This window comes from Streptomyces spinosus (assembly GCF_020400655.1).
Taxonomy (GTDB): Bacteria; Actinomycetota; Actinomycetes; order Streptomycetales; family Streptomycetaceae; genus Streptomyces; species Streptomyces argyrophylli.
In genome coordinates, this window is sequence record NZ_JAINRC010000004.1 from 319,896 (window position 1) to 343,447 (window position 23,552).

A 23,552-nucleotide genomic window follows, 5' to 3' on the forward strand; every position below is an offset into this window, starting at 1 on the left:
ACTTTCAATGGTCGCACCATGGCTCTGCTGCCCTCGTTCATCCGCCCCACCCGGATGACCAAACGCTCCGCCCGCCCGGCCGGCACCCCGCCGGCCGGGGACGAGGCCGTCCTCGACGCGCCCGACGACCGCCTCTCGCCCGCGCTCGTCGCGGCCGGCCGGGGCGAGTACGCCGCCGCGGCCGGCCTGCTCGCCGCCACCCGCACCGCGGCCGAGTGGGAGAACCGGGACCGGTACGTACGGCGCCTGACCGCCTTCGCCCGCTCGCGCCCCGAGTGGTACGAGGAGTGGCGCGCCTCCGCCCCGGACGACCCGGACGTGCTGCTGCTCGGGGCCCAGCTGGCGGTCGACCGCGCCTGGCCCTCGCCCGCCCGGGCCGAGCTGCTGCGCGAGGTGAGCCCGCTCATCACCGCCGCCGCCCGCGCCGACGACCGCGACCCGGTGCCCTGGCGGATCGCGCTCGACCACGCCCGCGGCTCGCGGGCCGGGCACCGCTACTTCGAGGAGCTGTGGGAGGCGGCGGTCCGGCGCGCCCCGCACCACTACGGCTGCCACGTGGCCGCCCTGCGCTACCTGGCGGCCTTCTGCTGCGCCCAGTGGGGCGACACGCCCCACCCTCCCCACGGCTCGCACGGTGCGTGCTTCGACTTCGCCGAACGGGCCGCGCAGGACGCCCCGGCCGACTCGCTCGTCCAGGCGCTGCCCGCCCGGGCGGCCCTCGGCTGCCTGACCGACGACTGCGGCCCCGACGTGCCGCGCGCCCGGCTGGACGCGGCGGCCGACCGCGCCATCGAGCTGTCCGGGCGCTTCCCCGAGGCCGACCCCTGGCCCGCCGAGGTCCGCAACAAACTGCTGTACGTCCTGCTGCGGCTGGACCGCTGGGAGGACGCCCGCACGCAGCTGCGCCTGATCGGCCCCTACGCCACCTCCTTCCCCTGGGACCGGGTCTCGGACGACCCGCTCGGCCACTTCCTGCGCGTGCGCGAACACCTGGAGACGGCGGGCCCGCGACCCGTTCCGGCCCGGCTGCTGACCGCCTCCCGGGACCCTCTCGGCGGGCACGGCGGACACGCCCGCGCCGCCGACCACTAGGCTGGGGCGCCGTGACCACCGTCCGTCTGCCGCTCTTTCCGCTGAACTCGGTGCTGTTCCCGGGGCTCGTGCTGCCGCTGAACGTCTTCGAGGAGCGTTATCGCGCCATGATGCGCGCGCTGTTGAAGACTCCCGAGGAGGAGCCGCGCCGCTTCGCCGTCGTCGCCATCCGCGACGGCCACGAGGTCGCGCCGAGCGCCCCGGGCATGCCCGACCCCACGGCCGAACCCGACCGGGGCCCGGCCGCCGGCTTCGGCCCCGACCCGCTCAAGGCCCTCCACGGGGTGGGCTGTGTGGCCGACGCGGCGACCATCCGGGAGCGGTCCGACGGCTCCTTCGAGGTCCTGGCGACGGGCACGACGCGCGTCCGCCTGCTGTCCGTGGACGCGTCCGGCCCGTTCCTGACCGCCGAGCTGGAGGAGCTGCCGGAGGAGCCCGGGGACGAGGCGGGCGCGCTGGCCGAGGGCGTGCTGCGCTCCTTCCGCCAGTACCAGAAGCGGCTGGCGGGCGCACGTGAGCGTTCGCTGTCCACCGGTGCGGACCTGCCGGACGACCCGGGCGTGGTGTCGTACCTGGTGGCCGCCGCGATGGTGCACGACACGCCGACCAAGCAGCGTCTGCTCCAGGCCCCGGACACCGCCTCCCGGCTCCGGGACGAGCTGAAACTCCTTCGCGCGGAGACGTCCATCATCCGTAGTCTGCCGTCCTTGCCCGCGTTCGAGCTGACGCGGACGCCGACGAGTCTGAACTGAGGGAAACCCGGCACCCTGATGGCGAAGAAGTCGAAGAAGCAGCAGTCCGGGGGCACGCCCGCGACGGTGGCCCTGACGGCGGCGGGCGTGGACTTCACGGTCCACGCCTACGACCACGACCCGTCCCACCCCTCCTACGGCGAGGAGGCGGCGCAGGCGATGGGCGTCTCCCCCGAGCGCGTCTTCAAGACCCTGGTGGCCGACGTCGACGGCTCGCTCGTGGTCGGTGTGGTCCCGGTGGCCGGCTCACTGGATCTGAAGGCCCTGGCGGCTGCGGTGGGCGGCAAGCGGGCGGCCATGGCCGATCCGGCCCTCGCCGAACGCACCACGGGCTACGTCCGCGGCGGCATCTCCCCGCTCGGCCAGCGCAAGAAACTCCCGACGGTCCTCGACGACTCGGCGGAGTCCCACGCGACGATCTGCGTCTCGGCGGGCCGCCGGGGCCTGGAGGTCGAGCTGGCACCGGGCGACCTGGCGAAGCTGACGCAGGCGGTGCTGGCCCCGATCGGACGCGGCTGACCCCGGCACCGGCCGGCCCGGACGGATGGCGAAGGGGCTCGGCCCGGGGCCCCGACCGGACGACCCCGGGTCATCCGCACCGGCCCAGACGGGCCGCGGCCGGTTCCCAGGGGGCAGCCCCGGGTCACCTCGACGCGCCGCCGGGACCTAAAACGCGGGCCGGCGCCGGGCGACCTCGCGGAGCAGGCGGACGCGGTGCCGGCACCGGCCGGACGCGACTGGCCGGGGCGCCTGTCACCGGCCCGGACGAGCCGCGGCCGGCTCCCACGGGGCAGCCTCGGGGCACCCGCGCACGCGACCGCCTGTCAGCCGCCCAGGCGACAGCCCCGGGTCACCTCGACGGGCCGCCGGGACCTGGAGCGCGGGCCGGCGCCGGGGGACCTGGCGGAGCAGGCGGACGCGGTGCCGGCGGCGATCGGAACGCGGCCGACCCGGGCACTCGCCCGTTCGCCTGATGAGGGGGGCCACAGGACCGGGACGTGCGCGGGCCGGCGGACGGAGCCCCGGGTCACTGCTCCTCGGGGTCCCGGGGGCCGAACAGAGAGGTCAGTCCGAGATGCGCCAGCAGCCCCGCCAACGGCCACGCCAGCAGCGCCCCCTTCGCCGACAGCTTCAGCGGCGCCGGGAACGTCACCCCCTTGCCCACGGCCCGCGCGTGCGCGAGCACGTCGGACTCGGGCCCCAGCCACACCCCGAGCCGCCAGGCCAGCAGCGACCCGAGCAGGCCGCCGAGGCCGAGGGCCACCACGAGCGGCACACCGCCGCGCCGCCGCAGCAGGAACAGCACCACGGCGCTGACCAGACCGAAGGCGAGCCCCAGCAGAGTGAACGTTCCGTCAACGCCGACCGCCTGCTCGCCCTCGCTGTCCTTGACGTAGACGACCCAGCTCTTGGCGACCTCGTCACCGACCAGCGGCACGTGCGGCGCCAGCCACCACCACAGCAGCCCCAGCAGCACTCCGCCGAGCGCCACCGCCACCGTGATCACGGCGGCCTCCCGCAGTTCCGTCTTCATCCCGGGGCCGTCCTGTTCGTACGCGCCCGCGTCCGGCGTCCCGGCAGGCGGCGCCTGCCAGACCTGGTGCGGGGAGTTCTCGTGCGGCGGAGGAGGCGGAGTCAGCGGTGCGGTCACCCGACCATCGTGCCAGGTCGTGCTGTGGGCCGCGTCACCGGACGGCGGCCTTGCGGTACGCCCAGGCAGCCACGGCCAGCGAGACAACGCCGACGCCCGCGCACACCCCCAGGTCAGCGAGGACGACGGCCCAGTCGGGGTCCGCGGCGAAGGTCCGCGCGTACGCCTCGACGCCATAGGTCGACGGCAGCAGGTCACGGGCCAGCCGTACGACCTCCGGCATCCGGTCGGCCGGCAGCACGCCCAGCAGCAGCGCGGCCGACATGCCGAGCTGCCCGAGCAGCGTGGCCAGCTCCGGCCGGGGCGCGAGCAGCCCGCAGGCGGCGCCCAGCCCGGCCAGCGCGGCCCCGGCGAGCGGGATGACGGCCACCAGGATCCACAGGTTGGACAGCGGCAGCCCGAACAGCACACAGCCGAAGACGGCCGTCACCAAGGTCCCCGGCACGGTGAAGGAGGCGTAGGCCGCCGCCGCGCCCAGCACCACGGCCGCCGGCGGCACCGGCAGCGTGGCGTAGTGGTCGAGCCCGCCGCTGGCCCGCAGCTGGCCGAAGTACTGGGACAGCAGGTTCAACGCCACGTACGCGACGACCAGCACGGAGGACCCGGCCACCACGGACTGGGCCTCGTGGCCGCTGTCGACGACACCGCGCATCATCACGGTGATGCCGATGGACTGGAAGGTGGCCACGAACAGCAGCGGGATCCGCGCCACCCGGGCCCGGGACAGCTGCGCCCGGTAGACGGCAACCAGCGACGGCCACAGCCGCGCGGACGGCCCCAGCTCGGCCGCGCCGGCCGCCGCGTCCGGTACGGCCCGGGCACCGCCCGGCAGAACCTCGGCGGGTACGACACTCACGACGGGCTGCTCCTCTTCCCTACGGCAGTCGCCACGGCGGGCCTCCTGACCCCGGCGGTCGTCCTCGCCGCGGCGGTCACGCGGACCCGTACGCGTTCCACGACCGGTGCGCTCATGCCTTCACCAGCCCCTGCCGGGCCGCGCCGCCCAGCGCCAGGTAGACGTCCTCCAGGCTGGGCGTGGCGAGCGTGAAGTCGTCCAGGGCGGCGAAGGCGGCCCCGCCGGTCACCGTGGCGACGACGGCGCGGGCCTCCTCGGGCGCGAGCCGGAGCGTCCAGCGCCGGCCGGACTCCGCGGCCCGCTCGCGCAGCACGGCCACCTCGGGCACCTCCAGCGGCGCCCGCTCCCGCCACACCAGCTCCACCCGCACCTCGCCGGCGACCCGCGCCTTGAGTCCGGCAGGGGTGTCGCAGGCGATGACCCGGCCCTGGTCGAGCACGGCGACCCGGTCCAGGACCGTCTCGGCCTCGATGACGTTGTGGGTGACGAGCAGCACGGTCGTACCGCGCTCGGCACGCCGACGGTCCACGGCCGCCCAGACCGCGCGCCGGGCCACCGGGTCCATGCCGGTGGTCGGCTCGTCCAGCACGAGCAGCGGCCGTTCCCCGACGAGCGCGGCGGCGAAGCAGGCGAGCCGCCGCTGGCCGCCGGACAGCTTCTTCAGCGCCCGTCCGGCGATCGGGGTCAGTCCCAGTTCCTCCAGGACGGCGTCCCGCTCCGCCCGCGCCCGCCGGACGTCCAGGCCGCGCAGGCGCCCGGTGGTCTCGGCGGCGAGGGAGACGGTCAGCTCGTCCAAGGCGGTGGACTCCTGGCCCAGGTAGGCGAGGAGCCGGGCGGCCCGTTCGGGATGGCGCACGATGTCGTGGCCGAGGATCTCGACGCTGCCGGTGTCCGGCCGCAGCAGCCCGGTGAGCTGCCGCACGAGGGTGGACTTGCCGGCGCCGTTGGGACCGAGCAGTCCGAAGACCTCCCCGCGCCGCACGTCCAGTTCGACCCCGTCGGTGGCCCGCACCTCGGGGGTGCCCGGGGCACCACGCCGGCCCCTGACGGCCGGGTAGGTCTTGCCGAGCCCGCGCACGCGTACGACCTCGTCGTACCGAAGTGCCTGTCCCGCGCGCGTGCTCACAAAGGACGAGCCTACGGGGTCCGGGGCCTTTACTCGCCCTTGGGGGCGGCTCCGGCGTTCAGTCGGCGGCGGGCGCGTGCTGTTCGGCCGCCGCCGGGACGTCGACCTCCCGCCAGAACCCCGCCCGAATGGCGTAACGGTCGTGCTCGTCGATCTGGTCGTCCTTGTGCGCGAGCAGCCCGAACCGCGCCGCGTACCGCAGCAGCTCCCCGTCGATCCGGTGCGGGATGCGCGGGTACATCTGCGACAGCCGCTGCAGATGGCCCTGGTCGCCGAGCCGGGACATCCAGCGGCGGGCGAAGACCTGCCCGACCTCGTACGGATCACCGCCGACGGTGGTGATGTCCTCCTCCCGGTCGGCCCACCGCTGCTCGGCGGTGGTGAGCTGGGCCAGCGTCGGCATGGAGGCGACCTCGGCGGGTTCGGTCACCGCGCCCGGCCGGTCGACCCAGCCCTTGTCGGAGGACCAGCGCAGGGTCGCGGTCGCCGGGTGCTGCACGGGCTGGGCGCCGGGTGCGCGCAGCGCGGCCAGGTCCTTGGGGGTGGGAACGCCCTTGGGGGCGGTCACCCGCTCCTGGGCGCCGTTCTCGGCCACGGCGGCGGCCGGCGGGTGGGCGGACTGTTCGGCGGGCCGCTCGGCCGCGGTGCCGAGCGCGGACTCGGGCAGCGGCGCGGAGAGGATCGCGGCGATCTCGGGGCGGGGCGCGGGCGGCGGGGCGCAGACGCCGGTCAGTTCCTTGGCGCGGACGGCCTGGGTGATCCAGGCCCGGTCCAGCACGCGGCGCTCGTCGGCCTCGGCGACCAGGTCCTCGGACTGGTTGTAGTCGCCGTCGGCGGCCTGGACGGCCCACAGATGGACGGCGACGCCGTGCTCCTTGGCGGCCATCATGCCCGGCAGCAGATCACCGTCGCCGGTGACGAGGACGACGTCGGAGCAGGCGCGGTTGCGGGCCAGCTCGGTCAGTTCGGCGTGCATGGCGGCGTCGACGCCCTTCTGGGCCCAGCGGCCGTCACTGCGGGTGAGGGCGCCGAGGCGGACGGTGACCCGGGGCATCACGCGCAGCCGGCGATGCTCCGGCTGGGGGACCCGGTCGGGGGCGCCGTCGAACCAGTAGATGCGCAGCAGGGGGCGCTCGGTGTCGGACTCCGCGCGTTCCCGCAGCGCCTGGATCAGCGCGGCGTGGTCGACGGTGATCCGGGACCGCGAGGGCTCGCCGGCGAGGAGGCTGGCGGCGGCGCCCAGCAGATACCCGGCGTCCACCAGGACGATGCAGCGGTCCACGCGACTCACCCTCTTCCCGGGAGGTTTTGCTTCGGACTTCCTTCGAGTCTGCCCGACCGCGCGGGGGTTAACGGCCCGAACTCGATCTTCGGCGTGGCGTTTGCGGTGCCGGTACGCCCACCAACCTTGTCACACACGGTAATTATCCGACATGCGCTTGATGTCAGCGTATGTGAATCTGGTCCCGGCCCTGGCCCCTAGATCCCCCACAGGAGGCATCACCATGGCCAAGAACAAGAACCGCAAGCAGTCCGGCCCGCAGAACCGCGCTTCGCAGTCCGAGCACGCGCAGCGTCCGCAGGCGGAGGAGCACGAGCCGCCCATGGCGCACGCCCCGGGCAGCCCTTCGGAGGCCGCGCGCAAGAAGCAGAAGAGCTTCGGCCACAACTAAAGGGCAGTTGAAGCCCGGGCACATGTGAGGGGCGCACCCGTCGAGGGTGCGCCCCTTCGCGTGGGCGTCTTCCGCCGGGCGTCAGCCGGCCAGGCAGGACGGGCCGAGCAGCACCTTCAGGTCGCCGAACAGCGCCGGGTCGGGCTTGACCCGGTGCCGGTCCAGGCGGAGCACGGTGGTCTTGCGCGGTCCCTGGAGCTTGATCCGGACCTCGCTGTCGCCCTTGTGGTGGCTGAGGATCTCGCCGAGGCGGCTGACCATCGGCGGGGTCACCTTCACGGCCGGGATGGTGAGCACCACGGGGGCGTTGGTGCCCGCGTTGGACAGGTCCGGGACCATCAGCTCCATGGCGACGAGCCGGGGCACGTCCTCGCGCTTGTCGAGGCGGCCCTTGACGAACACCACGGCGTCCTCGACGAGTTGGGTGGACACCAGCTGGTAGGTGGCCGGGAAGAACATGCACTCGATGGAGCCCGCCAGGTCCTCGACGGTGGCGATGGCCCAGGCGTTGCCCTGCTTGGTCATCTTGCGTTGCAGGCCGGAGATGATGCCGCCGATGGTCACCACCGAGCCGTCCGCGTAGTCGCCGCCGGTGAGCTGGGCGATGCCCGCGTCCGCCTTGTCGGAGAGCACGTGCTCCAGGCCGAAGAGGGGGTGGTCGGAGACGTACAGACCGAGCATCTCCCGTTCCTGGGCGAGCAGATAGGTCTTGTCCCACTCGTCGTCGGTGAACTCGACGTCGAGGCCGAAGCCGGGCTGGTCGCTGGTCTCCTCGCCCATGCCGCCGAAGAGGTCGAACTGGCCCTCGGCCTCCTTGCGCTTGACCGCGACCACGTTGTCGATCATCGGCTCGTACTGGGCCGTGAGGCCCTTGCGGGTGTGGCCCATCGAGTCGAAGGCGCCGGCCTTGATCAGCGACTCGGTGGTGCGCTTGTTGCAGACCACCGCGTCGACCTTGTCGAGGTAGTCGGGGAAGGAGGCGTACTTCCCCTTCGCCTTGCGGCACTTGATGATCGACTCGACGACGTTGGTGCCGACGTTGCGGACGGCGGACAGGCCGAAGAGGATCACGTCGTCGCCCTGGGCGGCGAAGTTGGCCTCGGACTCGTTGACGTTCGGCGGGAGCACCCGGATGCCCATGCGGCGGCACTCGTTGAGGTAGACCGCCGACTTGTCCTTGTCGTCCTTGACCGAGGTGAGCAGGGCGGCCATGTACTCGGCGGGGTGGTTCGCCTTCAGGTACGCCGTCCAGTACGACACCAGGCCGTACGCGGCGGAGTGCGCCTTGTTGAACGCGTAGCCGGCGAAGGGGACCAGCACGTCCCACAGTGCCTGGATGGCCTCGTCGCTGTAGCCGTTCTTGCGGGCGCCGGCCTGGAAGATGACGAAGTTCTTCTCCAGTTCCTCCGGCTTCTTCTTGCCCATCACACGGCGGAGGATGTCGGCCTCGCCGAGCGAGTAGCCCGCGATGATCTGGGCGGCCTTCTGCACCTGCTCCTGGTAGACGATCAGGCCGTAGGTGACGTCCAGGACCTCCTTGAGCGGGGCCTCCAGCTCGGGGTGGATCGGCGTGATCTCCTGCTGCCCGTTCTTGCGCAGCGCGTAGTTCGTGTGGGAGTTCATGCCCATCGGGCCCGGCCGGTACAGGGCCGACACGGCGGAGATGTCCTCGAAGTTGTCCGGCTTCATCAGCCGCAGCAGGGACCGCATGGGGCCGCCGTCGAACTGGAAGACGCCCAGGGTGTCGCCGCGCTGGAGCAGCTCGAAGGTGGTCGGGTCGTCGAGCGGGAGGCTCAGGAGATCGATGTCGATCCCCTTGTTGGCCTTCACCATCTTGACGGCGTCGTCCATGATCGTGAGGTTGCGCAGGCCCAGGAAGTCCATCTTCAGCAGGCCGAGCGACTCACAGCTCGGGTAGTCCCACTGGGTGATGGTCACGCCGTCGGTGTGCCTCACCCAGACCGGGACGTGCTCGGTGATGGTCTCGCTGGACATGATCACGCCGGCGGCGTGCACGCCCATCTGCCGGACCAGGCCCTCCACACCGCGCGCGGTGTCGATGACCTTCTTCACGTCCGGCTCGTTCTCGTACATGCCCCGGACCTCGCCCGCCTCCGAGTACCGGGGATGGCTGGGGTCGGTGATGCCGGACAGCGGGATGCCCTTGCCGAGGACGTCGGCGGGCATGGCCTTGGTGATGCGGTCGCCCATCGCGTACGGGTAGCCCAGCACGCGCGCGGAGTCCTTGATCGCGTTCTTGGCCTTGATGGTGCCGTAGGTGCCGATCATGGCGACCTTGTCGGCGCCGTACTTCTCCGTCACGTACCGGATCACCTCGACGCGCCGGCGCTCGTCGAAGTCGATGTCGACATCGGGCATCGAGATGCGCTCGGGGTTGAGGAACCGCTCGAAGATCAGGCCGTGCGGGATCGGGTCGAGGTCGGTGATGCCGAGCGCGTAGGCGACGATCGAGCCGGCCGCGGAGCCCCGGCCGGGGCCGACCGCGATGCCCTGGCGCTTGGCCCACATGATGAAGTCGGCGACCACGAGGAAGTAGCCCGGGAACCCCATCTGGATGATGACGTCCATCTCGTACTCGGCCTGCTTCTGGCGGTCCTCGGGAATCCCGCCCGGGAAGCGGCGCTCCATGCCGCGGCGGACCTCCTCCTGGAACCAGGTGACCTCGGTGTAGCCCTCGGGGATGTCGAACTTGGGCATCAGGTCGCGCTTCTCGAACATGCCGGTGGTGTCCACCATCTCGGCGATCAGGAGCGTGTTGGCGCAGCCCTCCTGCCAGGCGTCCGAGGAGTCGATGGCGTACATCTCGTCCGTGGACTTCAGGTAGTAGCCCGTGCCGTCGAACTTGAAGCGGTCGGGGTCGGAGAGGTTCTTGCCGGTCTGGATGCACAGCAGGGCGTCGTGGGCGCCGGCCTCGTGCGCGTACGTGTAGTGCGAATCGTTGGTGACCAGGGGCGGGATGCCGAGCTTCTTGCCGATCTCCAGCAGGCCGTCGCGGACCCGGCGCTCGATCTCGATCCCGTGGTCCATCAGCTCCAGGAAGTACCTGTCCTTGCCGAAGATGTCCTGGTAGTCCGCGGCGGCCTTGAGGGCCTCGTCGAAGTGGCCGAGGCGCAGCCGGGTCTGCACCTCGCCGGAGGGGCAGCCGGTGGAGGCGACGATGCCCTCGGACCACTGGGCGATGGTCTCCTTGTCCATCCGCGGCCACTTCTGCAGCCAGCCCTCGGCGTAGGCGTCGGAGGAGAGGCGGAAGAGGTTGTGCAGGCCGGTCCTGTTCACGGCCCACATCGTCTTGTGGGTGTAACCACCCGAACCGGAGATGTCGTCCCTCTTCTGGTGCGGCTGGCCCCAGAGGATCTTGCGCTTGTTCCGCCGGGACTCAGGGGCGACGTACGCCTCGATCCCGATGATCGGGGTGATTCCGGCCTTCTTCGCGGAGTGGAAGAAGTCGTACGCCCCGTGGAGGTTGCCGTGATCGGACATGGCGATGTGCGTCATGCCCATCTCGTTGCACGCGTTGAACATGTCCTTCAGCCGCGCGGCACCGTCCAGCAGGGAGTACTGGGTGTGGACGTGCAGGTGCGTGAAGGGCGGCTTTGACACGGTGAGTCCTCCGGGGGAAACACTCGGCGACGGGCGGGCGGACGGTTCTGGGGTCAGCGTCGAAGTCTATGCCGCGCCGCTGACACCGAGATGAAGACTCGGCGCGAAGCGACTCGATCAAGCGTGGCGGGCGGGCACCTACGCGTACCTTCGTGCGTTGGGTACGGCAGAGACGCTGTCGTACAGGTAACGCACCAGGAGGCACCCCGCGATGTCGGTCCCCCAGCTCGACGAGGAGCAGCGCGGCGAGGAGATCCTCGCCGTCTTCGACACCGCCTTCGGCCGGCTCCTGGCCGCCGACCCGGCCGCGTTCCGGGTGAAGTTCCGCAAGATGGCGGCCTCGGCCTTCGCGTTCTACCGGGGCACGGCGGCCCTCTTCTACCACGACCTCGACGCCGAGAAGCGCGGCGGACCGTACCTGGACGAGCGCACCTCGCGCGTGTGGATCCACGGCGATCTGCACGCCGAGAACTTCGGCACGTACATGGACTCCAACGGCCGCCTGGTCTTCAACGTCAACGACTTCGACGAGGCCTACGTCGGCCCGTTCACCTGGGACCTGAAGCGCTTCTCGGCATCGGTCGCGCTCCTCGGGTACGCGAAGGCGCTCAGCGACGCGCAGATCACCGAGCTGGTGACGGTCTACGCCGCCGCCTACCGCGAGCGCGTCCACGCCCTGGCCACCGGCGCCAAGCGGGACGAGGTGCCGCCGTTCACGCTGGACACCGCGCAGGGTCCGCTGCTGGACGCGCTGCGTGACGCCCGCTCGCTGACCCGGTTCGGCCTGCTGGACTCGATGACCGAGATCCGCGACTTCGAGCGCCGCTTCGCGCCGGGCGGCGGCTCCGTCGAGCTGGACGCGGCCACCCGCTACAAGGTCCTGGCGGCCTTCGACGGCTATCTGGAGACGCTGCCGGACTCCTCCCTAACCCGCCCGGACTCCTACCGGGTGAAGGACGTCGTGGGCCGCCGGGGCATCGGCATCGGCTCGGCCGGCCTGCCGTCGTACAACATCCTCCTGGAGGGCCACAGCGACGCCCTGGAGAACGATGTCGTGATCTACATCAAGCAGGCCCAGACCCCGGCCGTCTCCCGGCACATCACGGATCCGGCCATCGCGGAGTACTTCCGGCACGAGGGTCACCGCACGGTGATCTCCCAGCGCGCCCTGCAGGCGCACGCCGACCCGTGGCTCGGCTGGACCGAGCTGGACGGCGCCGGCCAGCTGGTCGCCGAGGTCTCACCGTACGCCGTGGACCTGGACTGGGACGACATCGACGACCCGGAGGAGATCGCGGCCGTCGTCGCCGACCTCGGCCGGGCCACCGCGACCATGCACGCGGCGGCGGACGACACCTCCGGCGAGTCCCTGGTGCCGTTCTCCACCGAGCGGGCCATCGACGCGGCGCTCGCGGCCGACGAGGAGGGTTTCGCCCCACTGCTGGTGGACTTCGCCCACAGCTACGGCGCACGCGCGCGCGCCGATCACCAGATCTTCGTCGACCTGTTCCGCAACGGCCGGATTCCGGGGCTGTGACCTTCGCGATTCACAGGCACTCTTTAGGAGTCCCTTACCCGCGTACGTGACAGACTCTCCTTTCGCTATGGACATATCCGGGACCCAGCTCAGAGCCGTGCGCGCGGTGCTGTTCACGGCCTTCGTCGTGACGCTCAGCACCGCGTCGCACGTGCTGCTGTCCCGTGCTCCGCTGCCGTTGGCGACCGTGGGCGCGGTCGCCGCCGGGGTGTTCGTCACCGCGTACGCGCTGGCGGGCCGCGAGCGCGGCTTCGGCGGGATCGCGGCCCTGCTGGTGCCGCTGGAGCTGGCCGCCGACACGGTGTTCACCACCGGCCAGGACACCTGCTACGGGCGGGCGGGCGGCCCGGTCGCCGGTCCGCTGCGGGCGGTCGGCCTGGACGTGCTGTGCCAGGGCCGGGTGGGCACCCCGCTGACCGGGATGACCGGCGCTCCCGGCCATGCCGGGGCGGTGCTCGCCCACGCCAGCCCGGCCGCCGCCTGGCTGCTGCTCGCCGCGCACATCGGCGTGGGACTGCTCGCCGCCGCCTGGCTGCGCCGGGGCGAGCGTGCGCTGACCCGGCTGCTGCGGGCGGTCGCCGCGACCACGTTCCGGCCGCTGCTGCTGGCGGTGGCCGCGGTCGCCGCACGGCCGCGGCCGGCCCGCCGGCTGCCCCGTCCGGCCCCGCGCCGCGCCGCCGGCCGCGACCGGCTCCTCACCCACTCCCTGGGACGGCGTGGACCGCCGTGCTCACCGGCATTCGCCTGAGCACGACCAGTCCCCCACACGTATTCCGCGTACGTCGTGTGCGCGTCCCACATGGAGATCACCAATATGAGCAAGCGGAACAGCCAGGCTGCGAAGACGGCGGCCCGGGAGCGGCTGCGCCAGGAGCGCGAGCGGCAGGCCAAGCGGGACAAGGCCAAGCGGCAGCTCGTCGTGGCCGCCTCGGTCGTGGCCGTCCTGGCCGCGGCCGGCGGCATCGGCTACGCCGTCGTGCAGAACAACAAGCCCGCCTACTGGGAGGCCGCGAAGGACGACAAGCTCGTCAAGCCGGCCAACACCACGGGCACCGACGGCACGACGGTCGTCATCGGCAAGAGCAGCGCCAAGAAGACGCTGGTGATGTACGAGGACCCGCGCTGCCCGGTCTGCGCCGATTTCGAGCAGACGGTCGGCCCGACCGTCAAGAAGGACCTCGACGCCGGCAAGTTCAAGATCCAGTACGTCGGCGCCACCTTCCTCGACAAGAACCTGACCGGCGAGGGCTCCAAGAACGCCCTCAGCGCCCTGGGCGCCGCGCTCGACGTCAGCCCCGAGGCGTTCCTGGAGTACAAGACCGCGATGTACTCCAAGAAGTGGCACCCCGAGGAGACCACCGACAAGTTCAAGGACGACAGCTACCTGATCCAGATCGCCGACACCGTCCCCGCGCTGAAGGGCAACACGGCGTTCCAGAAGGCCGTGAAGGACGGCACCTACGACCGGTGGGCGCTGGAGGAGTCCAAGATCTTCGACAAGGACGGCATATCGGGCACCCCGACCCTGAAGATGGACGGCAAGACGCTGACGGGCTCCGACGGCAAGAACGCGCCCATGTCGGTCGCCGAGTTCAACACCGCGCTGGAGGCTGCCCTCAAGGGCTGAGCCGAGCATCCGTGGAAGAGCGGGCGAACTTTCGGGAGTTCGCCCGCTCTCGCGCGTACCGATCAGTAACCTGATCGTCCGTGACCAGTCGATACAGATCATCCGAGACCTCCCAGGGCCACGCCCCGCTCCCGCCCCGCCGCCGTACGGTCGTCAAGGCCGCGGCGGCGACCGCCGTCCTGGCCGGCCCGCTGGCCGCGGCGGCCCCGGCCCGCGCCGCCACGGACGCCCCCGCCTTCCTGCACGGTGTCGCCTCCGGCGACCCGCTGCCCGACGGCGTGCTGCTGTGGACCCGGGTGACCCCGGTCCCCGAGGCGATACCGGGTTCGGGGACCGGCCCGGACACCGAGGTCAGCTGGGTCGTCGCCAGGGACAAGGCGTTCACCAGCATCGTCGCCAAGGGCTCCACCACCGCGACGGCCGCCTCCGACCACACCGTCAAGGCCGACATCCGCGGCCTGGAGGCGGCCACCGACTACTGGTTCCGCTTCTCGGCCGGCGGCACCGACTCACCGGTGGCGCGCACCCGCACCGCGCCGGCGGCGGACGCGGACGTCTCCTCCCTGCGCTTCGGCGTGGTCTCCTGCGCCAACTGGGAGGCCGGCTACTTCTCCGCCTACCGCCACCTCGCGGCCCGGAACGACCTGGACGCCTGGCTGCACCTCGGCGACTACATCTACGAGTACAAGTCCGGCGAGTACGGGACCCGGGGCCAGGTCGTCCGCCCGCACGCGCCCGCCCACGAGATCCTCACCCTCGCCGACTACCGGATCCGGCACGCCAGGTACAAGACCGACCCCGACCTCCAGGCCCTGCACCTGAAGGCGCCGGTCATCGCGATCTGGGACGACCACGAGTTCGCCGACAACGCCTGGTCGGGCGGCGCCGTCAACCACACCGAGGGCGCCGAGGGAACGTGGGCGGCCCGTCAGGCCGCGGCGAAGCAGGCCTACTTCGAGTGGATGCCGGTCCGCCCGGCCGTCGCCGGCACCACCTACCGCCGGCTGCGCTTCGGCAAGCTCGCCGACCTCTCCCTGCTGGACCTGCGTTCCTTCCGCTCCCAGCAGGCGTCCACGGCCAGCGGCTCGGTGGACGACCCCGACCGCACGCTCACCGGGCGCGCCCAGCTCGACTGGCTGAAGGCCGGTCTGAAGGCCTCCGACACCAGGTGGCGGCTGGTCGGCAACTCGGTGATGATCTCGCCGTTCTCCTTCGGCTCCCTCTCCGCCGACCTGTTCAAGCCGCTCGCCAAGCTGCTCGGGCTGCCGCAGGAGGGCATCGCCGCCAACACCGACCAGTGGGACGGCTACACCGACGACCGCCGCGAACTGCTGGCCCACCTGCGCTCCAACGCCATCGGCAACACCGTCTTCCTGACCGGTGACATCCACATGGCGTGGGCCAATGACGTCCCGGTGGACGCGGGCACCTACCCGCTGTCGGCGTCGGCGGCCACCGAGTTCGTGGTGACCTCGGTGACCTCGGACAACCTGGACGACATCGTGAAGGTGCCCGAGGGCACGGTCTCCGCGGTCGCCGCCCCCGTCATCAAGGCCGCCAACCGGCACGTCCACTGGGTGGACACCGACCGGCACGGCTACGGCGTGCTCGACATCACGGCCGACCGCGCGCAGATGGACTACTACGTGCTGTCCGACCGCACCGACGCGAACGCCACGTCCAGCTGGGTGCGCTCCTACCGCACCCGCAGCGGCACGCAGAAGGTCGAGCGGACCTACGACCCGGTGTGACCGGCCCCGCGTGACCGCTCAGCCGAGCGATTCGAGGAAGCCGAGCGCCACCCGCCAGGTGGCCTCGGCGGCCTCCGCGTCGTAGTCCGGCAGCTCGGGGTCGGTGTACAGGTGCCCGGCCCCGGCGTACCGGTACACCTCCACGTCGGCGCCCGCCCGGCCCATCTGCAGATACCAGGCGCTCAGCCAGTCGTCCGTCTCGAACGGGTCCGGTTCCGCCACGTGCAGCTGCACCGGCAGGTCGTCCACCTGCGCGTTCGGCGCGATGTCCGACGTGCCGTGCAGGAGCAGCAGCCCGCGCGCCCTGGCGTCGCCGAGGGCCAAGGTCTGGGCGACGGAGGCACCGAGCGAGAACCCCGCGTACACCAGCCCCCGGTCCGAGTACGGCGCCGCCGCCAGCACCGCCCGCTTGAGCAGTTCCTCCTTGCCGATCCGCTCCTTGAACTCCATGCCCTCCTCGGCGGTGTCGAACGTACGTCCCTCGAAGAGGTCCGGCGTCCACACCTCGTGGCCCGCCGCGCGCAGCCGGTCCGCGGCATCGCGCACCGCGGGCCTGAGCCCGTAGGTCGAGTGAAAGAGCATGATGTTCATGAGGCCATGGTGCCAGCCGGCCACGGCGGTGCCCGTGCCGCCTTACCCAGGAACGCGCCGAACTCACATGTTCATGCCCTCCGTGCGCCGGTTAGGAGCGGAGGCATGGAGAACGTACTCCGTCCACTGATCGTGCTCGGCGGCACGGTGCTGCTGACCCTGGCCATCGGCTGGGGCACAGACCGGCTGCTGTGCAAGGCCGACGACCGCGACCACGACAACCCCCTGTGGGGGCTGCTGCGCCGTGCCCGCATCCCCTACCAGCTCGTCCTGTGCACCGCCCTGCTGCGCGGGTCGTACGACCAGGCGAAGCTGCTCGAGCGGCACCAGGTCGGCATCGGCCGGACGCTGACGCTGGTGCTGATCGGATCGGCCGCCTGGCTGGTGATCCGGATCGCCGCGGCGATCGTCGAGACCACCTACTCCCGCTATGCCCGCGTCCACCGCGACGCGGCCCGTGTGCGCCGGGTGCGCACGCAGGTGGAGCTGATCATGCGGGTGGTGTCGGCGATCGTCATCGTCGTGGCCGTCTCGTCGATGCTGCTGACGTTCCCGGCGATGCGCGCGGCGGGCGCCTCCCTGCTGGCCTCGGCGGGCATCATCGCCGCCATCGCCGGTGTCGCCGCCCAGTCGACGCTCTCCAACATGTTCGCGGGGCTGCAGATCGCCTTCGGCGACATGGTGCGCATCGGCGACACCGTCGTGGTCGACGGCGAGTGGGGCACGGTGGAGGAGATCACCCTGACCTTCCTGACGGTACGCACCTGGGACGAGCGCCGGATCACCATGCCGGTGTCGTACTTCACCTCCAAGCCCTTCGAGAACTGGTCCCGCGGCACCCCGCAGATGACCGGGATCGTCTACTGGCACCTCGACCACAGCGCGCCGGTCGAGGCGATGCGCGAGAAGCTGCGGGACATCCTGCGCTCCTGCACCGCCTGGGACGGCCGCGCGTGCAACCTTCAGGTGACGGACACCACACCGAACACCATCCTGGTGCGCGCGCTGGTGACCGCGAAGGACGCCGACGACATCTGGACGGTGCGGGTGACGGTCCGCGAGCAGATGATCAGCTGGCTGTCGGCGGAGCACCCCTACGCGCTGCCCCGGGTGAACACAGCGGATTCGGTGCTGCCGCCGTCGCGTGTCCCCTCCCCCGACCGCGCGTCCCTGCGCCGGGCCTACGAGTTCCCGCGCACCGGCCGGGGCTGACCGGTCACCCCGCTCAACGCCCCCGTTCGGCACCTCCGTTCACCTGGACGATCTGCGAGGTGACGTGCCCGGCGGCGGGCGAGGCCAGCCAGTGCAGGGTCTCGGCGACGTCCCCCGGTATGCCGGCGCGGCCGTTGGAGGTGTCCGCGACGAGCTTCTCCCGCCGGGCCGCGTCCATGGTGTCACCGAAGAACTCGGTGTCCTCGACGTATCCGGGCGCGACCACGTTGACGGTGATGCCGCGCGGGCCCAACTCCCGGGCCAGGTCGTGGGCGTACGGGTGCAGTCCGGCCTTGGCCGCCGCGTAGGCACCCGTGCCCGAGCCCCGGTAGGCGGCGATGGAGCTCAGGAACAGCACCCGCCCGCCGGGCGTGGCGAGCCGGTCCTTCAGCGCCTCGGTGAGGAGCGCCGCGGTCAGGGTGTTCTGCCGGAAGTTGAGGGTCCATGCGTGGGCGACCCGGTCGAGGGGGTCGTCGCTGCCGGCCGGGGGCTCCAGGTACCCGGCTCCTCCGGCGGCGTTCACGAGCACGTCCACGGTGCCCAGCTCCTCCGCCACGAACCGGGCCACCCCGCGTACGTCACCCGGTTCGGACAGGTCCGCCGCGTAGCCGAGCGCCCCGGGCACACCGGCCTTCTCCAGCACGTCCGCGCGCCGGCCGAGCAACAGCACCCGGTCCCCGTCCGCCGCGAACGCCCGCGCCGCCGCCAGCCCGATGCCCGTACCGCCGCCACTGATCACGATGTTGCGCGTCATGCTCCGAGAGTAGAAGCCGGGGACGGGCGGTGCCGGGAGTTGTCCACAGGTCCGGCACATTCGTATGACCGGCCGGGGGCTGGTGCGCGTGACCCACCGGGCGCCGGTGCGCGGCTCTCACCGCAGGCTGCGCACGTCGAGGTGCCGGAGCACCCGGTCCACGATCTCCGGGTCCGCCCCCGGTTCGCTCCGCGCCGCCAGTACCTCGTGGCGGGCGGCGCTCAGCATCTCGTTCTGGATGCGCCGCACCCGCTTCAGCCGCTTGGCCCGCTGGTGATGCGCCTCCCGCCGCTCCTCCTCCCCCATGTCCGGGCTGATCCGGATGCCGATGTCGAAGGCCCGCCGCAGCATCTGCTCGGACAGTTCCTCGGGCAGCTCCTCCACCTGCTCGATCTCCCGCAGCCGCCGCTTCGCCGCCTTCGCCGCCCGCACCGCGAGCTCCTTCTCGAACTCCTTCTCCCCTTCGGAGTCGGCCCGCACCCCCAGCCGCTTCACCAGCCAGGGCAGCGTCAGCCCCTGCACCACCAGCGTGACGACGATCACCCCGAAGGCGATGAAGACGATCTCGTCCCGATCGGGGAACGGTGCCCCGGCGTCCGTCTTGAGCGGCACGGCCAGCGCCAGCGCCACCGAGGCCACTCCGCGCATCCCGGACCACCACATCACGACGGTCTCCCGCCAGCTCACCGGGATCTCCTCGTCGTAGTCCCGGCGGGCGTGCAGCCGCTTGGTCAGCCAGGTCGCCGGCAGCAGCCACAGCAGCCGTACGACGATCACCACGCCCACGACGGCCGCCGCCCAGCCGAGCATCTCGCCCCACCGGCCCTGGGCCGTGCGGATGGCGTTGTGCAGCTCCAGTCCGATGAGTCCGAAGGCGACGCCGGTGACGAGCGTGTCGATGATGTCCCAGAAAGTGTGTCCGGCGAGCCGGGTCATCACGTCGTCGGCGTCGGTGGCGTACTCGGCGAGGAAGAGCGCCGTGGTGAGCACCGCGAGCACCCCGGAGCCGTGCAGCTTCTCGGCGAGCACGTAGGAGGCGTACGGCACCAGCAGCGTCATGCCGATCTGCAGGGTCGGATCGCCGAGGAGGTCCATCAGCTTGTTCGCGCCCCAGCCCAGCGCCAGACCCACGGCCACCGCGACGACCGCGGACAGCACCAGGTCGAGACCGGCCCGCCAGGGCGAGAACGCACCGCTCACGGCCGCTGCGATGGCCACGTGGTACAGCACGATGGCCGTGACGTCGTTGAAGAGGCCCTCGCCCTCCAGGATCGACACCAGGCGGCGCGGCAGCCCCAGCTGTCCGGCGACACTGGTCGCGGCGACCGGGTCCGGCGGCGCGATCAGGGCACCCAGCGCGACGGCGGCGGCGATCGGCAGCCCCGGCACGATGGCGTTGGCGACGAACGCCACGCACACCGTCGTGACGAACACCAGGGCCACGGCCAGCAGGAAGATCGGGCGGAGGTTGGCCGCGAACTGCCGCCAGGAGGTACGGCGGACGGCGGCGTAGAGCAGCGGTGGCAGCAGTCCGGGCAGGATCAGGTCCGGCGGGATGTCCACGTTGGGCACGAAGTCGGCCACGGCCAGAGCCCCGCCGAACAGGGTCATCAGCACCGGCGCCGGCACCCCGAACCGGTCCCCCAACGGGACGCTCACCAGGGCCCCGAGCAGCAGGACGAACAACAGAGCCAGCTGGTCCACGGACGGCGCTCCGGGAGTCGACGATCACACGGCAGACCTCAAGCCTGCCACGACGCCCGCGACGCGGCGTACCGACGCCTTGGCGTCCGCGTCCCTCCGAAGGACGGCGCGACCGGCAGCGGCTCGCCCGGCCCCGGCAGCTCGGCCGGCTACAGGGCCCGGCGCATCGCCCGGTGCGGTATGCCCGCGTCCGGGAACTCCGGGCCGTACGCCTCGTAGCCGAGCCGCTCGTAGAAGCCGAGGGCGTGGGTCTGCGCGTGCAGGTCCACCGCCGTGAGACCACGCGCGCGGGCCGCGTCCTCGACGGCGCGCACCAGGGCCGCGCCGACGCCGAGTCCTCGGGCCTCCCGGGAGACGGCGAGCCGGCCCAGGGAGCCCACCGACGGGTCCCCGCCGGTCTTCGCGGCCGCCGCCTCACCGTGCAGCAGGCGCCCGGTGCCCAGTGGCACCCCGTCGTCGCGGACCGCCAGCACGTGCACGGCGACGGCGTCGTAGGCGTCGTACTCGATGTCCTCGGCCACGCCCTGCTCGGCCACGAAGACCTCCTTGCGGACCGCGAAGCAGGCCTCGCGGTCGGCGGGGTCCTCGGCGACCCGGACCGTGTAGGCGGGGCTCACGCCCATGTCTCCTCCCGGACCTGGTCGAGGGCCTGCCGGAGGTCCTCGGGGTAGTCGCTCTCGAACTCCACCCAGGAACCGTCACCGGGGTGCTCGAAGCCGAGGCGGACGGCGTGCAGCCACTGGCGGGTCAGGCGCAGCCGCTTGGCGAGGGTGGGGTCGGCGCCGTAGGTGAGGTCGCCGACGCACGGGTGGCGGTGGGCGGCCATGTGGACGCGGATCTGGTGGGTGCGGCCCGTCTCCAGCTTGACGTCCAGCAGGGAGGCGGCGCGGAAGGCCTCGATGAGGTCGTAGTGGGTCACCGAGGGCTTGCCGTCGGCCGTGACCGCCCACTTGTAGTCGTGGTTGGGGTGGCGGCCGATCGGGGCGTCGATGGTGCCGCTCGTCGGGTCCGGGTGGCCCTGGACCAGGGTGTGGTAGCGCTTGTCGACCGTGCGCTCCTTGAACTGGCGCTTGAGCGACGTGTACGCCCGCTCCGACTTGGCGACCACCATCAGGCCCGACGTGCCGACGTCCAGGCGGTGCACGATGCCCTGGCGCTCCGCGGCGCCGGACGTGGAGATCCGGTACCCGGCGGCGGCGAGACCGCCGATGACGGTGGGGCCGGACCAGCCCGGTGACGGGTGCGCGGCCACGCCGACCGGCTTGACGATCACGACCACGTCGTCGTCGTCGTGCACGATCTCCATGCCCTCGACCGGCTCGGCGACCACCTGCACCGGCGCGGGCGCCTGCGGCATCTCGACCTCGAGCCAGGCGCCGCCGCGCACCCGCTCGGACTTGCCCACCACCGCGCCGTCGACCTGGACCTTGCCGGCCGCGGCCAGCTCGGCCGCCTTCGTGCGGGAGAAGCCGAACATGCGGGAGATGGCGGCGTCGACGCGCTCGCCCTCCAGGCCGTCGGGCACGGGCAGGGTACGGATCTCGGGAATCGTGCTCACCCGTCGAGTATGCCGGACGGGCCGGACGGCTCCGCACGAGCCTGTGGAAAACCCGGGAGGGCCGGGATCAGTCCTTGTGGACCGTGCCGTCGGGGTCCAGACCGCGGAAGGACAGCAGCACGATCAGGATGCCGCCGCACACGATGGCCGAGTCCGCGAGGTTGAACACCGCGAAGCCCTTGGGCGCGATGAAGTCCACCACCTCGCCCTCGAAGACGCCCGGCGACCGGAAGATCCGGTCGGTGAGGTTGCCGAGCGCGCCGCCGAGCAGCAGGCCGAGCGCGACGGCCCAGGGGAAGCTGTACAGCTTGCGGGCCAGGCGGATGATCACGACGATCACGGCCGCGGCGATCAGCGTGAAGATCACCGTGAAGGCCGCGCCGAACCCGAAGGCGGCACCCGGGTTGCGGATCGCGTGCAGCTCCAGCAGGTCCCCGACGACCTGGATGGGCGCGTGCCCCTCCAGGCGGGACACCACGAGCATCTTGCTGACCAGGTCCAGGGCGTACGCGAACGCGGCCACCGCGAACAGCACGGCGATCCGGCGCCCGCGGCCGGTCCGCCCCGCCGTGACCCCCTGCCCGCCCGCGCCGGCCTCCCCGGACACGCCGGTGCCGGCGGGCACTTCGGCCGCCGCCGTGTGCTCGCCGCCGTCGTCCGGGGTGTCCGGCGTACCGATGATCCGCTCCGCCTCTGCCACGTGAGTCCCTCAACCTAGGTGCCTGACTGAGGACGAGACTACGGCACGCCCTGAGGGCCCCCCACGCTCAGGAGCGGCGTTCCTGCTTCTGCTTGCACTCCACGCACAGCGTGGCCCTGGGGAACGCCTGCATCCGGGCCTTGCCGATGGGGTTGCCGCAGTTCTCGCACACGCCGTAGGTGCCCGCGTCGAGCCGTTCCAGGGCACGCTCGGTCTGGACCAGCATCTCGCGCGCGTTGGCGGCCAGCGCCAGCTCGTGCTCGCGCGTGATGTTCTTGGTGCCGGTGTCGGCCTGGTCGTCGCCGGCGCCGTCCCCGGAGTCGCGCATCAGGCCGACCAGGGACGCCTCGGACGAGCTGATCTCCTCCCGCAGCCGCTCCATCTCGGACTGCAGCTCCGCGCGGGCCTCGTCGACCTCCTCCGCTGTCCAGGGGTCCTCGCCGGGGCGTACCGCCAGTTCGCCGGGCTCCACCGCGCCGAGCCGCGCCTTGGGAACGGCGGTCTGTTCCGCCGTGGCCGTGCCAGGAGTCTTCTTCGCAACCACTGTCGTGGCTCCCGTCTGCTTCGCGGCCCGCGCCGCGCCCGCGTCCTTGGTCGTGCTCTTGCCGGCCGCCGCCTTCACCGCCGCCTTGCCGGCGGCGGCCTTCCCGGGGACGGCCTTCTTGGCGACGGCCTTCTTGCCGGCCGCTTCTCCCGCGGCCGTCGCCTCGACGGCCGCCTCCTTCCTCGCGGACTTCTCCGCCGCGGCCGTCCGGTGGGCGGCCGGCCTCTTCGTGGCCGTCTTCTTCAGCGCGGCCTCCTCCGCCACGGCCGTCTTCCCGGCCGCGGCGTCCTTCACGGCCGGCTTCCCGTCGGCCGCCCCGGTACCCACGGCCCCCTTGGCGGCCGTGTCCTTCACGGCCGCCCTCTTGTCGGCGGCCTTCTTCCGAGCGGCCTTCTCAGCCGTCTTCCTCTCAGCCGCCTTCTTCGCAACCTTCCCCGCAGCGGCCGATTTCCTGCCGACGACCGCCTTGGTGCGCACGGCGTCGGTGCCCACCGCCTGCACGGCGGCGGTCTTGGCGGCAGCCGTCTCCGTGGCGGCCGTCCTGCCCGGGGCCGTCTTCCCGGTGGCAGACCTCGCGCCGGTCTTCCCGGTCGCCGGCTGCTGTACGGCGGTCTTCTTCGCCACCATGGCCGCGGCCCCTTCACATATTGTGATCTTGCACGCGAATCGTGCTGGGACGATAAATCGACTTGAGTCCCGCGGCAACGGGGCACACCGCCCGATTCGCCCGCCCGCACCCCCCGAGCCACGGGCATGCATCCGTTGTGCCCAGCTCCCCGCCGGGTAATCCGCCGGGCCGCACC

The 23,552-nt window shown here is 72.1% G+C and carries 21 protein-coding genes; 9 read left to right on the forward strand and 12 right to left on the reverse strand.

Annotation, left to right across the window (positions count from 1 at the left end; all coding sequences use genetic code 11):
* Positions 1-18: 18 nt before the first annotated feature.
* The 3 genes from LG395_RS10700 to ybaK are packed head-to-tail and all read left to right on the forward strand — an operon-like array spanning position 19 to position 2,363.
* Positions 19-1,092, forward strand: a complete 1,074-nt coding sequence (locus LG395_RS10700) for a hypothetical protein (RefSeq protein WP_225809208.1) — start codon at positions 19-21, stop codon at positions 1,090-1,092.
* Between the two features lie 11 nt (positions 1,093-1,103).
* Positions 1,104-1,844, forward strand: a complete 741-nt coding sequence (locus LG395_RS10705) for an LON peptidase substrate-binding domain-containing protein (RefSeq protein ID WP_225809209.1) — start codon at positions 1,104-1,106, stop codon at positions 1,842-1,844.
* 18 nt (positions 1,845-1,862) lie between these two features.
* Complete coding sequence (gene ybaK / locus LG395_RS10710) at positions 1,863-2,363, forward strand: Cys-tRNA(Pro) deacylase (protein ID WP_171157217.1); 501 nt, start codon at positions 1,863-1,865, stop codon at positions 2,361-2,363.
* Positions 2,364-2,871: 508 nt separating this feature from the next.
* Here ybaK and LG395_RS10715 read toward each other — a convergent pair.
* The 4 genes from LG395_RS10715 to LG395_RS10730 form a co-directional block, all read right to left on the reverse strand.
* Positions 2,872-3,495, reverse strand: a complete 624-nt coding sequence (locus LG395_RS10715) for an AAA family ATPase (RefSeq protein ID WP_225809210.1) — start codon at positions 3,493-3,495, stop codon at positions 2,872-2,874.
* 34 nt (positions 3,496-3,529) lie between these two features.
* Complete coding sequence (locus LG395_RS10720; RefSeq protein ID WP_171157213.1) at positions 3,530-4,351, reverse strand: ABC transporter permease; 822 nt, start codon at positions 4,349-4,351, stop codon at positions 3,530-3,532.
* 112 nt (positions 4,352-4,463) lie between these two features.
* A complete protein-coding gene (locus LG395_RS10725) occupies positions 4,464-5,477 on the reverse strand; it encodes an ABC transporter ATP-binding protein (protein WP_171157211.1) in 1,014 nt (337 codons plus the stop codon).
* 58 nt (positions 5,478-5,535) lie between these two features.
* Positions 5,536-6,759, reverse strand: a complete 1,224-nt coding sequence (locus LG395_RS10730) for an NYN domain-containing protein (protein ID WP_225809211.1) — start codon at positions 6,757-6,759, stop codon at positions 5,536-5,538.
* A gap of 223 nt (positions 6,760-6,982) precedes the next feature.
* Here LG395_RS10730 and LG395_RS10735 point away from each other — a divergent pair, with 223 nt between their 5' ends.
* Complete coding sequence (locus LG395_RS10735; RefSeq protein ID WP_171157207.1) at positions 6,983-7,150, forward strand: hypothetical protein; 168 nt, start codon at positions 6,983-6,985, stop codon at positions 7,148-7,150.
* A gap of 81 nt (positions 7,151-7,231) precedes the next feature.
* On the opposite strand, the gene dnaE is transcribed toward LG395_RS10735, so the two are convergent.
* A complete protein-coding gene (gene dnaE, locus LG395_RS10740; RefSeq protein ID WP_171157205.1) occupies positions 7,232-10,771 on the reverse strand; it encodes a DNA polymerase III subunit alpha in 3,540 nt (1,179 codons plus the stop codon).
* 211 nt (positions 10,772-10,982) lie between these two features.
* Here dnaE and LG395_RS10745 point away from each other — a divergent pair, with 211 nt between their 5' ends.
* The 4 genes from LG395_RS10745 (at position 10,983) to LG395_RS10760 (ending at position 15,686) form a co-directional block, all read left to right on the forward strand.
* On the forward strand, positions 10,983-12,308 hold the full coding sequence (locus tag LG395_RS10745) for a DUF2252 domain-containing protein (RefSeq protein WP_225809212.1): 1,326 nt from the start codon (positions 10,983-10,985) through the stop codon (positions 12,306-12,308).
* 67 nt (positions 12,309-12,375) lie between these two features.
* Positions 12,376-13,056, forward strand: a complete 681-nt coding sequence (locus LG395_RS10750; RefSeq protein ID WP_225809213.1) for a hypothetical protein — start codon at positions 12,376-12,378, stop codon at positions 13,054-13,056.
* 66 nt (positions 13,057-13,122) lie between these two features.
* The gene (locus tag LG395_RS10755; protein ID WP_225809214.1) at positions 13,123-13,935 is read left to right on the forward strand and encodes a thioredoxin domain-containing protein; all 813 of its coding nucleotides are present in this window, start codon (positions 13,123-13,125) and stop codon (positions 13,933-13,935) included.
* Between the two features lie 80 nt (positions 13,936-14,015).
* Positions 14,016-15,686 (forward strand): alkaline phosphatase D family protein, encoded by a 1,671-nt coding sequence (locus LG395_RS10760; protein WP_225809215.1) that lies wholly within the window; start codon positions 14,016-14,018, stop codon positions 15,684-15,686.
* 18 nt (positions 15,687-15,704) lie between these two features.
* On the opposite strand, the gene LG395_RS10765 is transcribed toward LG395_RS10760, so the two are convergent.
* Positions 15,705-16,277: a dienelactone hydrolase family protein gene (locus LG395_RS10765; protein WP_225809216.1), complete on the reverse strand. Its 573-nt coding sequence runs from the start codon at positions 16,275-16,277 to the stop codon at positions 15,705-15,707.
* A 105-nt stretch (positions 16,278-16,382) separates the two neighbouring features.
* Here LG395_RS10765 and LG395_RS10770 point away from each other — a divergent pair, with 105 nt between their 5' ends.
* Positions 16,383-17,489 carry a mechanosensitive ion channel family protein gene (locus tag LG395_RS10770; protein WP_171157193.1) on the forward strand — a complete coding sequence of 369 codons (1,107 nt, stop codon included), beginning with the start codon at positions 16,383-16,385 and terminating at the stop codon, positions 17,487-17,489.
* A gap of 13 nt (positions 17,490-17,502) precedes the next feature.
* Here LG395_RS10770 and LG395_RS10775 read toward each other — a convergent pair whose 3' ends face one another.
* The 6 genes from LG395_RS10775 to LG395_RS10800 all read right to left on the reverse strand — a co-directional run bounded on the left by LG395_RS10775 (position 17,503) and on the right by LG395_RS10800 (position 23,376).
* Entirely contained in the window at positions 17,503-18,243 is a 741-nt protein-coding gene (locus LG395_RS10775; RefSeq protein WP_171157191.1) for an SDR family NAD(P)-dependent oxidoreductase, read from the reverse strand.
* Between the two features lie 117 nt (positions 18,244-18,360).
* Positions 18,361-19,947, reverse strand: a complete 1,587-nt coding sequence (locus LG395_RS10780) for a Na+/H+ antiporter (protein WP_171157189.1) — start codon at positions 19,945-19,947, stop codon at positions 18,361-18,363.
* 149 nt (positions 19,948-20,096) lie between these two features.
* Entirely contained in the window at positions 20,097-20,570 is a 474-nt protein-coding gene (locus tag LG395_RS10785) for a GNAT family N-acetyltransferase (RefSeq protein WP_225809217.1), read from the reverse strand.
* Positions 20,561-21,505, reverse strand: coding sequence for an RluA family pseudouridine synthase (locus LG395_RS10790; protein ID WP_171157184.1), 945 nt, complete (start codon positions 21,503-21,505; stop codon positions 20,561-20,563). The genes LG395_RS10785 and LG395_RS10790 overlap by 10 nt, the downstream gene beginning before the upstream one ends.
* A 67-nt stretch (positions 21,506-21,572) precedes the next feature.
* Positions 21,573-22,205, reverse strand: coding sequence for a signal peptidase II (lspA, locus tag LG395_RS10795; RefSeq protein WP_225809218.1), 633 nt, complete (start codon positions 22,203-22,205; stop codon positions 21,573-21,575).
* Positions 22,206-22,272: 67 nt separating this feature from the next.
* Entirely contained in the window at positions 22,273-23,376 is a 1,104-nt protein-coding gene (locus LG395_RS10800) for a TraR/DksA family transcriptional regulator (protein ID WP_225809219.1), read from the reverse strand.
* Between the last annotated feature and the right edge of the window lie 176 nt (positions 23,377-23,552).

Coding starts and splice junctions, on each gene's coding strand:
- LG395_RS10785 (WP_225809217.1), bottom strand. CDS start 20,570: ATGGGCGTGAGCCCCGCCTACACGGTCCGGGTCGCCGAGGACCCCGCC.
- ybaK (WP_171157217.1), top strand. CDS start 1,863: ATGGCGAAGAAGTCGAAGAAGCAGCAGTCCGGGGGCACGCCCGCGACG.
- LG395_RS10775 (WP_171157191.1), bottom strand. CDS start 18,243: ATGACGCGCAACATCGTGATCAGTGGCGGCGGTACGGGCATCGGGCTG.
- LG395_RS10800 (WP_225809219.1), bottom strand. CDS start 23,376: ATGGTGGCGAAGAAGACCGCCGTACAGCAGCCGGCGACCGGGAAGACC.
- LG395_RS10700 (WP_225809208.1), top strand. CDS start 19: ATGGCTCTGCTGCCCTCGTTCATCCGCCCCACCCGGATGACCAAACGC.
- LG395_RS10770 (WP_171157193.1), top strand. CDS start 16,383: ATGGAGAACGTACTCCGTCCACTGATCGTGCTCGGCGGCACGGTGCTG.
- LG395_RS10735 (WP_171157207.1), top strand. CDS start 6,983: ATGGCCAAGAACAAGAACCGCAAGCAGTCCGGCCCGCAGAACCGCGCT.
- LG395_RS10755 (WP_225809214.1), top strand. CDS start 13,123: ATGAGCAAGCGGAACAGCCAGGCTGCGAAGACGGCGGCCCGGGAGCGG.
- LG395_RS10765 (WP_225809216.1), bottom strand. CDS start 16,277: ATGAACATCATGCTCTTTCACTCGACCTACGGGCTCAGGCCCGCGGTG.
- LG395_RS10750 (WP_225809213.1), top strand. CDS start 12,376: ATGGACATATCCGGGACCCAGCTCAGAGCCGTGCGCGCGGTGCTGTTC.
- LG395_RS10745 (WP_225809212.1), top strand. CDS start 10,983: ATGTCGGTCCCCCAGCTCGACGAGGAGCAGCGCGGCGAGGAGATCCTC.